Source organism: Marinobacter sp. M5B (assembly GCF_042604615.1).
Taxonomy (GTDB): Bacteria; Pseudomonadota; Gammaproteobacteria; order Pseudomonadales; family Oleiphilaceae; genus Marinobacter; species Marinobacter salarius.
On the sequence record NZ_CP156894.1, the window covers coordinates 3,681,467 to 3,700,085 of the forward strand.

The 18,619-nt window shown below is 56.6% G+C and carries 14 protein-coding genes; 11 read left to right on the forward strand and 3 right to left on the reverse strand.

Annotated elements, in window-relative coordinates:
• The first annotated feature begins 195 nt into the window (after positions 1-195).
• From AAGD24_RS16710 to AAGD24_RS16750, 9 genes are all read left to right on the forward strand, one after another.
• Complete coding sequence (locus AAGD24_RS16710; RefSeq protein ID WP_164732104.1) at positions 196-1,338, forward strand: DcaP family trimeric outer membrane transporter; 1,143 nt, start codon at positions 196-198, stop codon at positions 1,336-1,338.
• A gap of 139 nt (positions 1,339-1,477) precedes the next feature.
• Positions 1,478-2,395: a LysR family transcriptional regulator gene (locus tag AAGD24_RS16715; protein WP_085679121.1), complete on the forward strand. Its 918-nt coding sequence runs from the start codon at positions 1,478-1,480 to the stop codon at positions 2,393-2,395.
• An 80-nt stretch (positions 2,396-2,475) separates the two neighbouring features.
• Positions 2,476-3,291 (forward strand): putative hydro-lyase, encoded by an 816-nt coding sequence (locus AAGD24_RS16720; protein ID WP_151983016.1) that lies wholly within the window; start codon positions 2,476-2,478, stop codon positions 3,289-3,291.
• Between the two features lie 53 nt (positions 3,292-3,344).
• Positions 3,345-4,310: a TRAP transporter substrate-binding protein gene (locus AAGD24_RS16725; RefSeq protein ID WP_085679114.1), complete on the forward strand. Its 966-nt coding sequence runs from the start codon at positions 3,345-3,347 to the stop codon at positions 4,308-4,310.
• 66 nt (positions 4,311-4,376) lie between these two features.
• The gene (locus AAGD24_RS16730; RefSeq protein ID WP_085679111.1) at positions 4,377-4,895 is read left to right on the forward strand and encodes a TRAP transporter small permease; all 519 of its coding nucleotides are present in this window, start codon (positions 4,377-4,379) and stop codon (positions 4,893-4,895) included.
• Positions 4,895-6,202, forward strand: coding sequence for a TRAP transporter large permease (locus AAGD24_RS16735; protein WP_151983017.1), 1,308 nt, complete (start codon positions 4,895-4,897; stop codon positions 6,200-6,202). The genes AAGD24_RS16730 and AAGD24_RS16735 overlap by 1 nt, the downstream gene beginning before the upstream one ends.
• Positions 6,203-6,232: 30 nt before the next feature.
• Positions 6,233-6,967 (forward strand): 5-oxoprolinase subunit PxpA, encoded by a 735-nt coding sequence (locus AAGD24_RS16740; RefSeq protein WP_151983018.1) that lies wholly within the window; start codon positions 6,233-6,235, stop codon positions 6,965-6,967.
• Positions 6,964-7,656, forward strand: a complete 693-nt coding sequence (gene pxpB / locus AAGD24_RS16745; protein WP_151983019.1) for a 5-oxoprolinase subunit PxpB — start codon at positions 6,964-6,966, stop codon at positions 7,654-7,656. Before AAGD24_RS16740 ends, pxpB begins: the two co-directional genes overlap by 4 nt.
• Positions 7,646-8,590 (forward strand): biotin-dependent carboxyltransferase family protein, encoded by a 945-nt coding sequence (locus tag AAGD24_RS16750; protein WP_151983020.1) that lies wholly within the window; start codon positions 7,646-7,648, stop codon positions 8,588-8,590. The genes pxpB and AAGD24_RS16750 overlap by 11 nt, the downstream gene beginning before the upstream one ends.
• On the opposite strand, the gene AAGD24_RS16755 is transcribed toward AAGD24_RS16750, so the two are convergent.
• The 3 genes from AAGD24_RS16755 to aceE all read right to left on the reverse strand — a co-directional run bounded on the left by AAGD24_RS16755 (position 8,573) and on the right by aceE (position 14,506).
• Positions 8,573-9,829 (reverse strand): NADH:flavin oxidoreductase/NADH oxidase family protein, encoded by a 1,257-nt coding sequence (locus AAGD24_RS16755; protein ID WP_151983021.1) that lies wholly within the window; start codon positions 9,827-9,829, stop codon positions 8,573-8,575. The two genes, AAGD24_RS16750 and AAGD24_RS16755, sit on opposite strands and share 18 nt — an antisense overlap.
• A gap of 302 nt (positions 9,830-10,131) precedes the next feature.
• Positions 10,132-11,817, reverse strand: coding sequence for a dihydrolipoyllysine-residue acetyltransferase (gene aceF / locus AAGD24_RS16760; protein ID WP_136633976.1), 1,686 nt, complete (start codon positions 11,815-11,817; stop codon positions 10,132-10,134).
• A gap of 10 nt (positions 11,818-11,827) precedes the next feature.
• Positions 11,828-14,506: a pyruvate dehydrogenase (acetyl-transferring), homodimeric type gene (gene aceE / locus AAGD24_RS16765; RefSeq protein ID WP_085679091.1), complete on the reverse strand. Its 2,679-nt coding sequence runs from the start codon at positions 14,504-14,506 to the stop codon at positions 11,828-11,830.
• Positions 14,507-15,025: 519 nt separating this feature from the next.
• On the opposite strand from aceE, the gene AAGD24_RS16770 reads away from it, so the two are divergent.
• Both AAGD24_RS16770 and AAGD24_RS16775 read left to right on the forward strand, forming a co-directional pair.
• Entirely contained in the window at positions 15,026-16,390 is a 1,365-nt protein-coding gene (locus tag AAGD24_RS16770; protein WP_151983022.1) for a KamA family radical SAM protein, read from the forward strand.
• Between the two features lie 190 nt (positions 16,391-16,580).
• The gene (locus AAGD24_RS16775; RefSeq protein WP_136633120.1) at positions 16,581-18,560 is read left to right on the forward strand and encodes a hypothetical protein; all 1,980 of its coding nucleotides are present in this window, start codon (positions 16,581-16,583) and stop codon (positions 18,558-18,560) included.
• The last annotated feature ends 59 nt before the right edge of the window (positions 18,561-18,619 follow it).

An 18,619-nucleotide genomic window follows, 5' to 3' on the forward strand; every position in this document is an offset into this window, starting at 1 on the left:
CGCACCGCTGGAAATAACCGATGTTCTGCCTTACTGGAAGAAGGAAATAAACACAACCCTCAAAAAGTTCCCCTAAACCGGCGATTTCGTTGCATAGACATTCGTCTAATTAATGCAAGAATTTATTTGAAATGTCACGAATTCGTAACTACTTTGAAGTGGGTCCAACAAAAATAATGTGTGGAGACAACAAAGATGCAAAGCAACAAATTAAGAATGGCAATTCGTTCAACGGCTGCGGTAGCAATTTTGGGGGTAGCTGCGCAGGCACAAGCGGTCAGCTTTGAAACAGGTGGTTACCAGACCGATATCTATGGCTATGCTCGCCTAAACGCTTCCTACGACATTGACAGCAACCAGGCTCTGAGCACGCGGTCAGGCTCCTACAGCGGGCTTGTCAACAATGACGACGCGCCAGATGGCCACTTCGGCGCTGACGCTTTTCAGAGCCGGATCGGCGTGAAAACCGTATCACCCGAGGGCGTCAAAATTAACGTTGAAGGCGACTTCCGCGGCGGCGGCGGCGGTTCACTGCGCCTGCGCCATGCCTATGGTGAATACAATGGCGTACTGATGGGACAAACCTGGTCGAACTTCACCAGTTTTGTCGGCAACACCTCAACTCTGGACTTCGACTCTCTCCCGGGCGTTGCAGGCTATCAGTCACGTACTACACAAGCGCGTTACACTACGGGCCCTCTCTCCCTCTCTCTGGAAGATCCACAGAGCTCTTTCGTAACAGCGCCAGCTAATGCTGCGCAGAAAGATTCGTTGCCAGCACTCACAGCTCGCCTGCAAGACTCTGCTGGCGGCCTGTCATACTCAGCCGCTGTTCTGGCTCACCAAGTTGGCTATGACACCGGAACTGAAGACGAAAGCGCAATGGGCTTTGCTACCTTTGTCGCTGCCAAGATGGCACTCAGTGACATGATCACTGTTCAGGGCTCCCTGAGCTACACGAACGGTGCTAACAGCTACCTCTATCGTTCCGGCGATAACTTCGGTGCCGCAAGCGCCTATGTTGATCCCGCGTCTGGTGACGTAGAAACCATTTCTGGTTACGGTGGAACTGTTGGCGCAGGCTTCAATCTGGGCGGCGGACGTAGCATCAACGTTGGCTATGGTATTGTCGAAGTAGATTGGGACGATGCCGAAGATGATGGCGTTGCCGTTGCAGGCCAGAGCGAATCCAACTCAGCTGTAATGGCTAACTACCAGTGGACTCCGGTTAATAACGTGATGATGGGCGTTGAATACGCGTTCCTGAAGCGTGAAAACGTTAGCGGCGACGACGGCGACGCAAGCCGCATCCTGTTCGCAGCGCAGTACAACTTCTAATCGAATTAGAAGTCAGCAACACGAAAACCCCGGCCACGTGCCGGGGTTTTTTTATGCCTTTCGTATCCTGAACTAAACTTCAGCTAGCAGCCCCACTCAACGTCGAAAGGTATTCCGCTATCCAACACAAAGGGCGCCCATGAACTTTAAACGTCTGGAAACTTTTATCTGGGTAGCCACCCTCGGAAGTTTTCGCAAGGCGGCAGAGCGGCAAAACACCACGCAACCCGCGATATCCAATCGAATAGCAGCGCTTGAAGAAGAACTGGGCGTTCAGCTCTTTGAGCGGGATTCCGGCCGCACCATGTTGACGACCAGGGGGCAGGAGCTGTTGCCCTACGCCGAAAAAATCGTCTCCATGTCGCAGCAGCTGCGCAAACGAGCCGACAGGGTCGCGTTGCTGTCCGGCATCTTGAGGCTTGGCGTTTCCGAGACCATCGTTCACTCCTGGCTGCCATACTTTTTCCGCAAGCTGAACGAAAACACGCCAAACCTGGACGTGGAGATCACGGTCGACGTCACCGGGAACCTCCGCACCGGCCTGATGGACCGCACCTTCGATCTCGCTTTCCTGATGGGTCCGGTTTCCGAACCCAAAATTGAAAACCTGGACCTGTGCAGCTTCCCCCTGATCTGGGTCGCAAGTCCCGCGCTGAAACTGCCAGACCGAAAACTGGAGCTCGAGGAACTGGCCCAGTGGCCCATCATTACCTACGCCAGAAACACCAAGCCGTTTGCCGAAATCAGCCAGAAATTCAGCGAACTGGACGAACTGCCCGCACGCTTCTATTCATCCAGTTCACTGGCAGCATGTCGCCGGCTGACGCTGGATGGCATTGGTGTGTCGGCACTACCGATGAGCGTGATATCTGACGGCCTGAAAAGCGGGCGCCTGATCACTCTGGATGCCGCCTGGACACCATCACAACTGGCATTCACAGCCTCGTACCCCAGCGTGCCGTTTAACCCGATAGCCGAACTGGCCGCCAACCTGGCGGTCAACGTTTCGAAACAGTACGTGGAACCTGACATCACCGAAACTTATCACCAAACGTAAAAAACCATAATTAGACTTTTTCGCCAATAGGAATAACCTGATCCATAACCACATAACAAATTCAATCAGGGGTAGCCGAGATGCAGACCGGCGATTATTCAGACTTCAAAACAGGCCTGCTTGACCAGGTATCTGAACTACGCGCACACATACGTTCCGGTACCCATACCGGAACCACCAGCGGCAAGGCACAGAGCCTGGTTCAGGGCAATGTCGTCATCCTGCAGGCGGACTGGGCGAACGATTTTCTTCTGTTTTGCCAGAACAATCCTGTCGCCTGCCCCCTGATTGGCGTCTCCCAGACCGGTGACCCCATGCTGCCGGGCCTTGGGCGTGATCTGGACATCCGAACCGACATCCCCGAATACCAGATCTTCCGCAATGGTGAACGGGCTGAGACTTCCACTGACATTCGCGATGTGTGGCGCAACGATTTTGTGACGTTTGTACTCGGCTGCTCCTTCTCGTTCGAAGATGCGCTGGTCCGTGCCGGCCTGTCCATCAGGAACGTCGAGCAGGGGCAGAACGTATCCATGTATCGCTCGAACATTGCCACCCAATCGGCCGGCCGGTTCCACGGCGACATGGTGGTCTCCATGAGGCCGTTCAAAGCTGCCGATGCTATCCGGGCGATTCAGATCACCACCCGGCTACCCAAAGCACACGGGGCGCCGGTGCACATCGGGGATCCGGCCCTGATAGGAATCAACGATATCCACGCTCCGGATTTTGGCGACGCCGTCACCATCGGCCGTGACGAGATACCCGTCTTCTGGGCCTGTGGCGTGACGCCGCAGGTTGCCCTGGAAAACGCACGCCCCCCGATCGCGATCACTCACGTACCGGGAAAAATGCTGCTCACCGAGCGGCTTAACGAAGAACTGGCGGTGCTGTAGCAACTGCCAATTGATGACCAAAGCAACAACAACAAAAGAACGGGAGAATCGATATGTTCAAACAACTTGCGACAGCCACCCTGATGGCAGGGGTTTTCTTCACCACCGCAGTCAACGCTGCCCAATGGCACATGCCAACGCCCTACGGCGATGCGAACCTGCCAACCAAAATCGCCTATGAGTTTGCTGAAGACATCAAGGCAGGCACCGACGGCGACATAGCCATCACCGTCCACTCCGGCGCCTCACTGGTTAAACATCCGGAAATCCCGAGGGCCGTCCGCACAGGACAGGTTCAGCTGGGGGAGATCTTCATCGGCATCATGGGCAACACCCATCCGGTGTTCAAACACGACAACATTCCGTTTCTGGCAACTAGCTTTGAGGATGCAAAACGGCTCTGGGAAGCCGCAAAACCCGAGGTGGAAAAACAACTCGATAAAGAGGGCATGAAGCTGCTTTACACGGTGCCATGGCCCGCCCAGAGCCTGTATACAAAGGCTCCGGTCAACACCATGAGCGACCTGGAAGGTCTGAAGATGCGCGCTTACAGCCCGTCCACTTCACGGCTGGCTGATCTCATGAACACCACCCCGACCACCGTTCAGGTACCTGAGATCCCCCAGGCATTCAGTACCGGCATCATTGACGCGATGATTACCTCGCCATCCACCGGCGCCAACGGCCAGGCCTGGGATTACCTCTCTCACTACACTGACATCAAAGCCTGGATTCCCAAGAACGTTGTCGTCGTCAACAAGCGCGCCTTTCGCCGCCTGAGCGAAGAACAACAGCAGGTCATTCTCGACGCCGCCGCGGCAGCCGAAATGAAGGGCTGGGAGGGCGTTCGTGTAACCGCTGCCGAAGACACCGCAACGCTGGCCGAGAATGGCATCACAGTGTCTGAGCCGTCAGAGCAGTTGATGCAGGAATTTCAGAAGATCGGCGACATCATGATCCAGGAATGGGAAGAAGAAGCTCCGAAGGAAGTCGGCACTATTCTGCAAAACTACCGTTAACGGTCCATTCACAAGACGCTTTCCCCTGGCATTCCAGCGGGAAAGCCGGCTTGGGAGGCATCTTCCATGAGTACCCTTCGAGACAAGTTTTACCTGGCGTCTGGTTACGCAGCGGGGTTCTGCATTGCGTTGATCATGGTCGTGATTCTGGTGCAGATTGTCGGCCGGCTGTTCGGCTTTATCATCCCTTCTGCTGAAAACGTGTCCGGGTATGCTCTCGCCGCCTCCACGTTTTTCGGGCTTGCCTACACCTTTCACGAAGGTGGCCACATCAGGGTGACCCTGGTTATCCAGAAGTGGCCGGCCCGGGCGCGGTTCGTTCAGGAACTGGCGGTACTCATCCTTGGCCTCGGCCTTGCGTGCTTCATGACCTTCTACTGCTGGCACATGGTGTGGGAATCCTACGTTTTTGAGGAGGTCTCACACGGCTACATCCCCATTCCGATCTGGATCCCTCAGATCCCGGTTGGGCTGGGCACGTTAGCGCTTACTATCGCGATCCTGGACGACCTGATCGCGGTGCTGCGGAAACGTGAGCCTTCTTACCAACAACACGAAAGTGACGTCAATCTGGAGGAAATCTGATGGATACCACGCTGCTTTCCATCGCCCTCGCTGCCTCCATGGTATTGATGCTCGCGCTTGGCGTTTGGGTATCACTGACCTTGGTTGGCATTGGCGTCCTCGGGCTACTGTTGTCCGGCAACGACCAGATCGGCCTTCTGTTCGCAACCTCCAGCTGGGGCGCAAGCACCGGCTGGTCTCTGACCGCACTGCCTATGTTCATCTGGATGGGCGAGGTTCTGTTCCGTACTCGCTTGTCCGAGGACCTGTTTAAGGGACTGTCACCCTGGATGGGTGGTTTACCGGGCAAACTGCTGCACGTAAACATTCTCAGCTGCGGTATATTCGCCGCAGTGTCCGGTTCGTCGGCCGCCACGGCGGCCACCATTGGCCGCATGACCCTGCCCGAGCTCAAGGCTCAGGGTTACAGTGACCGCATGGCCGTTGGCACCCTTGCCGGTTCGGGCACCCTTGGGCTGCTGATACCGCCGTCCATCATTCTGATTGTTTACGGCGTGGCGGCTGAAGTGTCCATCGGCCGCCTGTTTATCGCCGGCGCCCTGCCCGGCCTCATGCTGGTGGTCATGTTCATGGGTTACACCATGGTGTGGGCGACATTGAACAAGGATGAGATGCCCAAGCATAAGAAAGAGCACATCTCGTTCTCAGCCAAGATCAAGGCGCTGCGAATGCTGCTGCCGATTGTGGGCCTGATTGTATTTGTGCTTGGTTCGATTTATGCCGGCTTTACCACACCCACCGAGGCTGCCGCACTCGGCGTTTTTGGCGCCCTGCTGCTGGCGACTGTCACCGGGTCCCTGAACGCCGACAGTTTCAAGGCAAGCCTGCTGGGCGCGGTCAAAAGCTCCTGCATGATTGGCCTGATTCTGGTGGGCGCACACTTTCTCACCTTGTCCATGGGCTTTCTCGGCATTCCAAGAGAGCTGGCGGAATGGATTGGCAGCATGTCGCTCTCTTCTTTCGAACTGCTTGTCTGCCTGACGGCCCTCTTCGTTCTACTGGGCTGTTTCCTGGATGGCATTTCCGTGGTGGTTCTTACCGTCGCTGTGGTCATGCCCATGGTCCAGCAGGCCGGCATCGACATGCTCTGGTTTGGCATCTTTATCGTTCTGGTGGTTGAGATGGCACAAATCACACCGCCGGTGGGTTTTAACCTGTTCGTGATCCAGGCATTGACCGGGAAAGACATCCTCTACGTTGCCCGGGCCGCGCTACCCTTTTTCCTGCTGATCATGGCGGCACTGTTTCTGATCGGCTGGTTCCCGGAAATTGTCACCTACCTCCCTCAGACCATGAGCCGAGGCTAGCGCACGTTCACTTGTTTCTGGAGACAACCAATGAAACTCAACTGCGATATGGGCGAGAGCTTCGGTAGCTGGACCAAAGGCATGGATGCCGAGGTCATGCCCTACATTGATATGGCCAATATTGCCTGCGGCTTCCATGCCTCAGACCCGCTGACCATGGACCGCACCGTCAGAACCGCGATTGCCGAGAAGGTCACCATCGGCGCGCACCCGGGTTATCCGGACCTGCTGGGTTTCGGCCGGCGCGACATGGAGTTTGCACCCGAAGAACTCCAGGCCCTGCTGGTGTATCAGATCGCTGCGCTGGACGGCATCTGCCGCACCCACGGCACAGCCATCGAATACATCAAACCCCACGGCGCGCTCTACAACAAAATGGCAGTAGACCGCACAACCCTGGCAACGGTGATGGCTGCGGTACGCAACTATGCACCCCACTGCCCCCTGGTAGTCATGGCAACACCCGATGCCGACGAAGTTCTGGCGCTGGCCGCTGACGCTGGCATCAACGTGTGGTTCGAGGCGTTTTCCGACCGTGCCTACAGCGACGAAGGCCGTCTGGTTAAACGCTCGGTGAAGAACGCGGTTCACGACACGCCGGAAGCCATAGAAAGGCAGGTAACACAGATCATCACCGAAGGCAGCGTCACGTCGATTTCCGGCAAACGTATCCCGATAAAGGCCGACACTCTCTGCATTCATGGTGACAGCCAGCATGCTGTAGAGGCGGCCAGGCACATGCGGCAGGTCGTTGAGTCACTATGATCATTGAAGCCGTCAACGAAAGTACGTGCATCGTCTATTTTGGTGACCGTATCAGCGATGACATCGCCGGCCAGGTCAAGCGGGCCACGGAGGCCATTCGCCAGAACCTGTCGGACCTGGTGATTGACCTGGTGCCTTCGTATACCTCCGTGCTGGTTTGCTATGACGCCGACAGGACCGACCGCTTCGGCATCGCATCCCGGCTGCGCAAGGCACTGAGCCAGGGCGAACAGGAGGCACCGGATGAAAGCGCTTCCAGCACCATTGAGTTGCCGGTCTACTACGGCGACGAAGTAGGCCTGGACCTGGACGAGGTGTGTGACTATTCCGGGCTGAGCCGGGACGAAGTGGTGCGCATCCACAGTGAGCAGACCTACCGCGTTTACGCCATCGGATTCAGCCCGGGGTTCGCTTACCTTGGCATTACCGACCAACGAATTGCCCTGCCCCGCAAAGCCACGCCCCGACAGAAAATACCCACCGGGAGCGTTGGCATTGCCGGCTCGCAGACCGCCATCTATCCCAGCGCCACGCCGGGCGGGTGGCAGATAGTCGGTCGCACACCTCAAAGAATGATCGATTGGGACAGCGATTCCCTGGCACTGGTATCAGTAGGGGATAGGGTGCGGTTCCGGTCGATTGACCGCCAGGAGTATCTGGACCTCGGAGGCAACCTCGATGAGTTTTGAAGTTCTGGATGGCGGTATGCTGGCCTTATTGCAGGACCCTGGCCGGTACGGCTATCAACACATTGGCGTGACCACCGGCGGCCCCATGGACGAGCATGCCTTTCGTTGGGCCAACCGCCTGCTCGCCAATCCACCGGAGGCAGCGCAGATCGAGATCAATATTGGAAAACTGAGCCTGCTGGCCCATGAGGATACCTGCATCGCGCTCACGGGTGCGGACCTCGGAGCACAGATCAATGGAGAGGCGGCAGCACCCTGGCATACCTATCAAATCCACCGGGGAGACCGTATCGAATTCGGCATGCCGGTGGCCGGACTAAGGGCCTACCTTGCCATCGCCGGGGGACTGAAGCCCACCGTGAAACTGGGTAGCTGCGCCACCGTCGTGCGCGAAGGCCTTGGAGGACTGGATGGACGTGGGCAAAAGCTGACCAAAGGCGACTGCATCGGTTTTGACCGCAGCCATCCAAAGACCATGGCAAGCCTGCCAGCCGGGGAAATTCCGGACTATAACCAGGACCTCCACATCGGTGTGATACCCAGCTACCAATACGCGCACTTCTCTGCTGGTGAGCGTATGAAATTCTTCACGGGCTGTTACGAGGTCAGCCAGCGAATCGATCGCATGGGCTATAGGTTAACCGGCGACCCTATACACTCTGAGCTGGACGGCATCATCTCCGAAGGCATCGCCTATGGTGCCATTCAGGTGCCCAGTGACGGCCAGCCGATCGTCCTGATGAAAGACCGGCAAACCATCGGCGGCTACCCAAAAATAGGCTGCCTGAGCGCCCTGGATGCTGGCCGACTGGCGCAACGTGGGCCCGGGACACGGATCCGTTTTTATCTTGCGGACGTCGCAGAGGCCGAAGCCCAACGCGCGATTTTCAACCACAAGCTGGAAACCTTCAAAACATCACTCGCCGGCCCGTAGCCGGGTACGCACGCCCCGCGACGTCATCACCGCCAGCACCTCCATCAAAGACAGCACACCCCGGTCGTGCTTCTTTGGTGCCTTACCCTTACCCATGCGCCCGAGTTGCCGGGTGTACCAGCTCACTTCCATCAGCGCCATCTCATCAATCAAGCGAATGCCGGTGCGAATGGGTTTCACGGAACTGGTAAATGCCTGCCCTGCCATAATGCGTCTCGGGAAGTCCGGCTCCACCGCCAGTGGCCGCGCCAGGCCCACCAGATCTGTAGCCCGCGATGCCACAGCTTCCGCCATGCCTGACTCGGTGCGGAAACCACCGGTTACCATCAACGGCACGTCCACCCGCTTGCGCACCTTCTCCGCAAATTCCAGGAAATACGCCTCCCGGGCGACGGTGCTGGCCTTCGCGCCATTCACACCCTTGGCACCTTTCGCCATCGCCGGGTTTTCGTAATTGCCACCGGAAATCTCCACCAGATCAATGCCGAGCTCCGCCAGGGTCTCGATAACCTTTAACGACTCTTCCTCGGTAAAACCGCCCCTCTGAAAATCCGCCGAATTTAGCTTGATGCCCACACTGAACTGCTCGCCGGTCGCCGCGCGGATGGCTTTGTACACTTCCACCACAAACCGCATCCGATTCTCGGGACTACCACCCCACTCGTCCTCCCGAACGTTATGGTGGGGCGACAAAAACTGACTCACCAGATATCCGTGCGCGCCGTGAATCTGAACCCCGGAAAAGCCCGCCTTCTCTGCAATCGCCGCACTGTTGGCGAACCTCTGGATAATCTCCTCAATCTCCGACACTTCCAGCGCCCGAGGCGTGGCAAACATGACCTGTAACTCCTTGCGGAACGGAACCGCACTGGGCGACACCGGCGCCTTGTTCAGCATTTTCGGGCTCTGCTTACCGGGATGGTTGAGCTGCATCCACAGCTGGCACCCATTGCGTGAGCCAGCCCCCGCCCATTCCCGCAACAGGTCCAGATCCCGCTCATCCTCCAGCACCACATTCCCTGGTTCACCAATATGTCGCCGATCAATCATCACATTCCCGGTGATCGACAACCCGATCCCGCCATCCGCCCAAGTGCCATAAAGCCGTGGCAGATCCCGCGTCACACGGTTATCCATGGTTCCAAGAGTTTCGCTCATGGCCGATTTGGCAAATCGATTGGGTATCACCGCCCCGTTTTTCAGGGCTAGAGGCTGGGAAAGCAGTTCGGCAGGATTCATTGATCGGTCTCCGTAGGATGCCTGGAATTTTCCAAGGACGAGATCCGATCATGGCGAGTAAACAGAATGGCTGCATTGGCCCGAATGCCGCACCAGTTGCGGTGACATACAAGTCAGTAAGAAAACAGAAGATGTCTACAAAGCCAAAACAAGCGAGGCCGGTCAGGTTATTCAGAACCGTGGAGCGCCAGGGATGGCGCGACCGAGCCCTATAGGGACGTATCCACGGGCGTGTTCTGAATAACCTGACCGGCCTCGCGACCGCTCCGCAGCCCGAAGGCCACGGAACAGAACTGCCAGCCTTAAAGAAGCAGGGACCGAATATCCCCCAACAACTGACTCAACACCGAGGTAAACCGAGCCGCATCTGCCCCGTTCACCGCTCGATGATCATAGGACAGCGACAGGGGCAGCATCAGCCGCGGCTGGAAATCCTTGCCATCCCAGACCGGCTTCATCGCCGCTTTTGAGACACCAAGAATCGCCACCTCCGGCGTATTCACAATAGGCGTGAACGCCGTGCCACCGATACCACCCAGGCTGGTGATGGTAAAGCAGGCACCCTGCATTTCGGCCGGTTTAAGCTGCTTGTCCCGCGCCTTCTGCGCCAGGTCCGCGCTTTCCGCCGCGAGCTCCCAGAGCCCTTTCTTGTCGACATCCTTGATCACCGGCACCATCAGCCCGTGAGGCGTGTCCACTGCAATACCAATGTGAATGTACTGTTTGTGGATCACTTCCTTGCGGTCCATATCCAGCGACACATTGAACTGCGGTAACTCCGCCAGCGCCGTGGCGCAGGCTTTTAGCAGGAACGGAAGCGGTGTCATCTTCACCCCCTTCTTCTCGCCGGCCGCCTTCTGGGCCTTGCGGAAGTCTTCCATATCGGTGATATCCGCGTCCTCGAACTGGGTGACGTGGGGCACGTTCAGCCAGCTACGCTGCATATTGTTCGCCGTGGCAAACATCATGCGCGACATGGATTCACGCTCAATCTCACCAAACTGGCTGAAGTCCGGCAGTTTCACGCCAGGAATACCGGCGCCACCGCCACCAGCCACCGTGCTGCCCTGCTGCGTCTGCTGCAGCTGGCTTTTCACGTAGGCCTGGACATCGTCTTTCAGGATGCGACTCTTCGGGCCGGAACCCTTGATGCGAGTCAGATCCGCGCCGAATTCACGGGCCAGCTTGCGCACCGCCGGTCCAGCATGAACCTTGGCACCCGGAGCCGGTGGCTCGTAGGTTGCCGAGGGCTGCACCGGCTTGGGATCGGAAGGCTTGCTTTTCGATTCAGGCTCACCTTCCTGCTTTTCCTTGCTGGAAGACTCAGACGCCTCGGACGACGCGTCCTCTTCGCCTTCGTCGCCACCCTCTTCCACGATGGTCATTTCAACCAGATCGAGACCTTCGGAGATCTTGTCGCCCTCGGACACCAGAATCTTGCCGATCTTGCCGGCATAGGGAGACGGAATCTCCATGGTGGCCTTGTCGGACTCCACGGTCACCAGTGCATCGTCCGCCTCAACCTCATCACCTTCGCTGACGTTGATCTCGATCACCGGCACATTGTCGAAGCCGTCCAGCGCGGGCACCTTCACGGTTTCCTTACGGGAACCGCCGGATTTCTTCGGTGCCGGCTTTTTCTCTTCAGACTTGGCTTCTTTGTCGTCCGACTTGGCTTCCGCCTCGTCTTTCTCATCGGACTTGGCGTCTTCGCCAGAATCCTTGTCGTCATCCGAGCCACCAGTGTCGCCACTGACTTCCATCATGCCAACGACATCGCCTTCCTTGACCTTGTCACCCACTTTGACGGTGATCTTGGTAATTTTTCCGGCACCCGGTGACGGCAGTTCTACCGATGCTTTATCGGACTCCACCGTCAGTATCGGATCTTCTTCCTCGACCGAATCTCCCTTACTGACGAGCACTTCGATAACCTCGACCTCGTCTGCACCGCCGAGATCCGGAACCTTGATTTCCTGTTCACTCATGGCGGTCTCCTTAGCTCAGCACCGGGTTCGTTTTGTTGCGATCGATTCCGTACTTGCGCATAGCCTCGAGAACCACGTCGTTTTTGACTTCGCCATCCCTTGCCAGGGCTGCCAGCGCGGTCACCGCCACGTAGTAACGATCCACCTCGAAGTGACTCCGCAATTTCTCGCGGGTATCACTGCGGCCGAAACCATCGGTGCCCAGGGTCAGGTAGGTTTTCGGAATGTACGCCCGCACCTGTTCAGACAACAGCTTGATGTAGTCGGTGGACGACACCACCGGCCCCTGCTGCTTCTCCAGGCATTGAGTGATGTACGACTTCTTGGGCGTATCGTCCGGGTGCAGGCGATTCCAGCGCTCGATGTGCAGGCCGTCACGGGCCAGTTCGTTGAAGCTGGTCACGCTCCAGATATCAGAGGCAACACCAAAGTCTTCTTTCAGCAGTTCCGCAGCCGCGCGCACCTCGTTAAGGATGGCACCGGAGCCCATCAGCTGAACCCGTGGCGTTTTCTTACGACCCTTGGTTTCAACGGAATCCAGCAGGTACATACCCTTGATGATGCCGTCTTCAACTCTCTTGCCGTCCTTGCCTTCCGGCATGGCGGGCTGCTCGTAGTTTTCATTTTCAATGGTCAGGTAGTAGAAGACGTTCTGATTGTCTTCAAACATCTCCTTGATGCCATGCTGAACCACCACGGCCATTTCGTAACCGTAAGCCGGGTCATAGGCCTTACAGCTGGGAATGGTCTGGGCCAGGATATGGCTGTGGCCGTCCTGGTGCTGCAGGCCTTCACCGTTCAGCGTTGTTCGCCCGGCGGTACCACCCACCAGGAAACCGCGGGCCTGAATGTCACCCGACGCCCAGGCCAGGTCGCCCACGCGCTGGAAACCGAACATGGAGTAGAAGATGTAGAACGGTATCAGCGGGAAGTTGTTGGTGCTGTAGGAGGTCGCTGCTGCCATCCAGGCTGCCATGGAACCGTCTTCGTTGATCCCTTCCTCAAGCACCTGACCTTTCTTGTCTTCCTTGTAGTACATAATCTGGTCACGGTCTTCCGGCACATACTTCTGGCCTTCAGAGGTGTAGATACCCAACTGACGGAACATACCCTCCATACCAAAGGTACGGGCCTCGTCCGGTACGATCGGAACCACCCGTTTACCGATGCGCTTATCCTTGGTCAGAGCCGTCAGCAGTCGCACGAATGCCATGGTCGTAGAGATTTCACGACCATTGGAGCCTTCCAGCAAGTTCTTGAAGGTGTCCAGCGGCGGCGTCTGCAGTGGCTGACAGTCCTTACGGCGCTTGGGATAGAAACCGCCCAGTTCCTGCCGGCGCTTGTTCATGTAAACGATTTCCGGGCTGTCCGGCGCCGGCCGGTAATAGGGCACGTCCTTGAGCTCTTCGTCCTTCAGCGGCACCGCAAAGCGGTCACGGAAGGCTTTCAGTTGCTCGATATCGAGTTTTTTGAGCGAGTGCGCTGTGTTCTGCGCTTCGCCGGCGTTACCAAAGCCATAACCTTTGATGGTATGGGCCAGAATCACCGTCGGCCGTCCACCGTTGTTATGGATAGCGTGATGATAGGCCGCATAGACCTTGTAAGGATCATGGCCGCCGCGGTTAAGCTTGTTGATGTCCTCGTCGGTAAGGTTATCCACCATCTTGGACAACTCCGGGTATTTGCCGAAGAAGTGCTTACGGGTATAGGCCGGGCCGTTGCTCTTGAAGTTCTGCAGGTCGCCGTCAACGGCTTCGTCCATGACGCGCTGCATCAGGCCGTCCTGATCCTTCTCGAACAGCGGATCCCACATGCGGCCCCAGACCACTTTCAGCACGTTCCAGCCAGCTCCCCGGAATACGCCTTCCAGTTCCTGGATAATCTTGCCGTTACCACGCACAGGGCCGTCGAGGCGCTGCAGGTTACAGTTAACGACAAAGATCAGGTTGCTCAGGTTTTCGCGGCCAGCCACAGAGATGGAACCCAGGGTTTCGGGCTCGTCGCACTCGCCATCCCCGACAAAGCACCAGACCTTGCGGTCGCCCATGTCGATCAGCTCGCGGCTATGTAGATACTTCATCACGTGAGCCTGATAGATGGCCTGGATCGGCCCAAGGCCCATGGACACCGTTGGGAACTGCCAGTAATCCGGCATCAGCCAGGGGTGGGGGTAGGAAGACAGACCTTCACCGTCCACCTCTTCCCGGTATTTATCCAACTGATCTTCGTTAAAACGCCCTTCCAGGTAGGAGCGGGCGTAAATACCTGGTGAGGAGTGACCCTGGAAATACACCAGATCCGATTCGCGCTTCTCATCCCCACCGTGGAAGAAGTAGTTGAAGCCAACATCGTACAATGTCGCCGCCGAAGAGAAGGATGACACGTGCCCGCCCAGATCACCCGGGCGCTGATTGGCCCGCAGCACCATGGCCATGGCGTTCCAACGGATCAACGAACGAATACGGCGCTCCATGAACAAATCGCCCGGCATCCGGGCTTCCTGGGTCACCGGAATGGAATTGCGGAAGGGCGTCGTGATGGAATAAGGCAACTCAGTGCCGTCGCGGCTGGCTCGTTCGGAGAGCCTTTCGAGAATGTACTTGGCGCGATCAACGCCCTCCTGTTCGATCAGAGACTCCAGCGCATCCAGCCATTCACTGGTCTCTATGGGATCATCGTCCTGGTACATCAAACCTCCCCTTGGCATTAAAAAGTGCAGAGCGCGCCACGATCAGCGGCTGAGCGCCTTGCAATATCGATAAGCTGCGATGGAATGCAGAGCGTTTTATTATGGGTATCTGCCTGCCCGTTACCTTGAACAAGCATAGAACACGATCGCCAGTTTTACTGCGTGAAGCGCCCTTGAGTCACTTGGCTTTTGGTCAGCGAATTCAGGTATCACTCACACACCGGCACAAACCACACCGACGATTAAGTAGTATTTTTACTACATTTCGGTATGAAAATTCAATTTTTGAGGAAAATTCACCATTGCCTGTCGGACTATTTCGGTTACTTACGTAAGAATGGCGCCTTTTTCTCTCCCAAACAAGCATATTCAGACCAAGGTCGTAGGTTTCCTATCAATTTGATTAGACCTGAAAATACTTTTAGATTTATGTATACTCGCCTGCCCGTTTTTTGACCAGCGGAGTGGTGGCAATCTCCACCCCTCCAGAATATGGCTCACAACCAAAGAGGGCGATCTATGAACTCCATCGTCACGTTCCCGAACCGGATTCCAACCGCCGAGTTCGAAGAGCGGCGCTTCAAGGTCTACACAGACCGCCAGCTCGATAAAATTGACGTTATCCAGAATCTCCCTGAAGAGACCCTGTTTGAAATGAAGGTGGTAGCCAGCGTACTCCCCTTCCGCGTTAACGAATACGTGATCAATGAGCTGATTGACTGGAACAAGGTGCCGAACGACCCACTTTACCAGTTGGTGTTTCCCCAGAAGGGCATGCTGAAGGACGAGCATTACGAGCGCATGGCAAAGATGCATCGTGAAGGCGCGGAGAAGAAAGAAATCCAGGCAGTGGCGAAAGAAATTCGCGACGAGCTGAACCCGCACCCGGCCGGCCAGATGGAAATGAACATGCCGGAACTGAACGGCGAAGTCCTGGACGGCGTTCAGCACAAATACCGTGAAACCGTTCTGTTCTTCCCGGCCCAGGGCCAGACCTGCCACTCCTACTGTACCTTCTGCTTCCGCTGGGCTCAGTTCGTGGGCGACAAGGACCTGAAGATGGCCAGCACCGAAGCAGAAAAGCTTCACGGCTACTTGCAGGAGCATACCGAAGTCAGTGACCTGCTGGTCACCGGTGGCGACCCCATGGTGATGAAAACCAAGAATCTGGTCCAGTACCTGGAGCCTCTTCTGCAGCCGGAGTTTGATCACATCCAGACCATTCGCATCGGCACCAAGGCCCTGACCTTCTGGCCATACCGTTTTGTGACCGACAAGGATGCAGACGAACTGATTGATCTGTTTGCCCGCCTTGTGGATGCCGGCAAGCACGTGGCCATCATGGCGCACTACAACCATTGGCAGGAAATCACCACCGATATCGCGGAAGAAGCCATCCGCCGCCTGCGTGCCACCGGTGCTGAAATCCGCGCCCAGGGCCCACTGATCAAGCATGTGAACGACAATGCCGACGACTGGGCAAAACTGTGGGACAAGGAAGTACAGCTGGGCATCATCCCTTACTACATGTTTGTGGAGCGGGACACCGGCGCCAAGAACTACTTCGAAGTGCCTTTGGTAGAAGCGTTCAATATCTACCGCGAAGCCATCAAGCAGGTTTCAGGCCTGGCTCGCACCGCCCGCGGCCCGTCAATGAGCGCTGGCCCCGGCAAGGTTGAGGTACAGGGCATCACCGAGATCAACGGCGAGAAAGTGTTCGTGCTCCGGTTCATCCAGGCCCGCAACCCGGACTGGGTGCAGCGCCCGTTCTTTGCCAAGTACAGCGAAACCGCCACCTGGCTGCATGAGTTGGAACCAGCCCTTGGGGAAGATAAGTTCTTCTTTGAGGATGAGTATGAAGAAATGAAGAAGGGAAACGGTTAACATCTTTCTCTCACCGAGCCAAGGCGTCGCCGTGCCGGCGCCTTGGACATAAACCATTAGCCCTCCCCGCACCTCCATAACTCTGCACTACCTTCGAACACCGAATTACCCCCATATGAGGGCGTTTTCCTGACAAGCCTAATGCTAGTCTCAAGCCTCACCAAACTGGCTGTTTGTTTAGGAGTCTTCAGTGAAAAAAATAAACCACATTGCATTTGCAAGCGCTCTTTCCTCCTCACTCCTGCTCGCCGGTTGTGGCGGGTCATCAAGTGACAGCGATGCATCAGAGAATAGCAACACTTCCGACGTTTCAATTTCTGGTACTGCCTCGGCACCCGCCGCAACAGTTGCATTCGAGAGCCCACCCGGTGCCATCGAATTCGCCCTGAGTTTCTTTATTTCACCGGCCGCAGCCGCCGTCACAGGCCTGGACCCGATTGAAGGTGCGACGGTTGAACTTATTCGTGTGGATAACGAAGGAAACCAGGTTGGAGAAGTGCTGGCAACATCCGTGACCTCAATCACCGGCGACTACGAACTTACGTTACCTCAAAACGTCAACCTGGCCGGAAACCTGATTGTTCGGATCACCGGGCAGAACGACACCGCCCTTCGAGCACAGGTAGTGGATCAGGACGTTGATATTTCTCCAGTTTCCGAATTTGTACTCCGAAAGTTCATCAGCCAGGGCGCTGAGCTGGATCAACTGGTGGTGACCGACGTTGTAAAACTTGAAGGCAGTGTCGAAGAATTTGATCTCTCACTGTCTGACTCGGCAAACCTTGAACAGGCTTTTGCTGCACTGGAAGACGTTATCGGTGACTTCGTCGAGAACGAAGTGGCGGTTGCCAAATCCGACAAAGGCGATGGCTCTGCTATCACCGGCAATTATCGTAGTGCCGCCTTCTCCTTCGCGCTCCACGACAGCGAGAACAATGAGATTGGCACCTACGCCAACGACTTGTGGACCAGCACTTTCAGCTTCACCAACAACGGGAACGGAAGCATTTCGGTGACCCACATCGCCGAGGATAGCTCCTATGGCAGCCTGTCTGGTTCGGCACTGAACCAGAGCAGCGTCTATTACGAAGTTGGCTCGGAAGACATTGACGAAAGCTTTCCTGCGACCCTCACCGACAGCGGCATTCTGTCGATCTCCGGCGAATTCGAGGAGGAAATCAGTGGCGACCATGGTTGGCGCTATCCCGCCCATACCTATAACCTGCAGCAAGTGACAGATACCGGCCTCTTCTTCGTACTATCCAATGAAGCGGCTGTGCGCTACGCAACTGTCGACTCAAACAGTGATGGCGAAAAGGATGCCGTCGAGCCCCAACAAAAAACGGGTGACGAAGTATTCCGTTCACTTGAGGTATTCAGCCGTCAGCCCGAGGCTTTCCAGAACTCGGATCTGACCGGAAACTTTGGTCGGGTATTTGTGGAATCCTGGTTGGCCGGAGGGGTCACGGAACTGGCAACGGAGACCAACATCCTCAGTTTCGGCGGCGACGGTACGTACGACTATGGCCAGGTCAGCGGCCACCAGATCGGCCTGGAGGCTACTGGCCCGACATACAGCTCCCTGTCTGAAGCTGCGGAGGTTGACCAACCCTTGGCAATTACCGCAAATGGAGACATTACATCAGCAGGTGGCGAGCCCGCAGACGGCTTCATCAACGACGCGTTTAACTTCATGGCCTTCGCCGAGGCCGAAGGCGACCAATACAACGCGGAGGCCAGCCAAACCCTCCTGGTCAAGCTGCCAGAAACAGCACCGACGGTTACCGGCAACCAGTACCGCATGCTTCTGACGTCCATGAAACTGGGCAGTGGTGAAGACTTTCTGATGTCCTCCAGTAAGTTCAACACCTACCTCACAATGACATCAGAAACGGCCGGCACCATCGGCGGTGCGTTCTTCGAAGTTAGAAAATCCGGCCTGGCCGGCGACATCAACGTCACCACAGATACCGTCGAAACGCAGGCAGTCGTGTCTCTCGGCGGCGCCGGAAAAACCTCAATAACGATTGCCGGCGCTGATGGAACCACCGTTCTGGACGGCTTCTTCAACGAAGACGCCAGCCTCGGTATCTTCACCCTGAAGTGGCAGGAAACCAACGAAGACCCAGATGAACTTGGCCTGGTTGTTCTGATCAAAACCAGCGAATGATCAAGTGCTGGTGTAGGGCGGGGCCTTCCTGCCCTCACCAGCGACTACAACCGACTCCC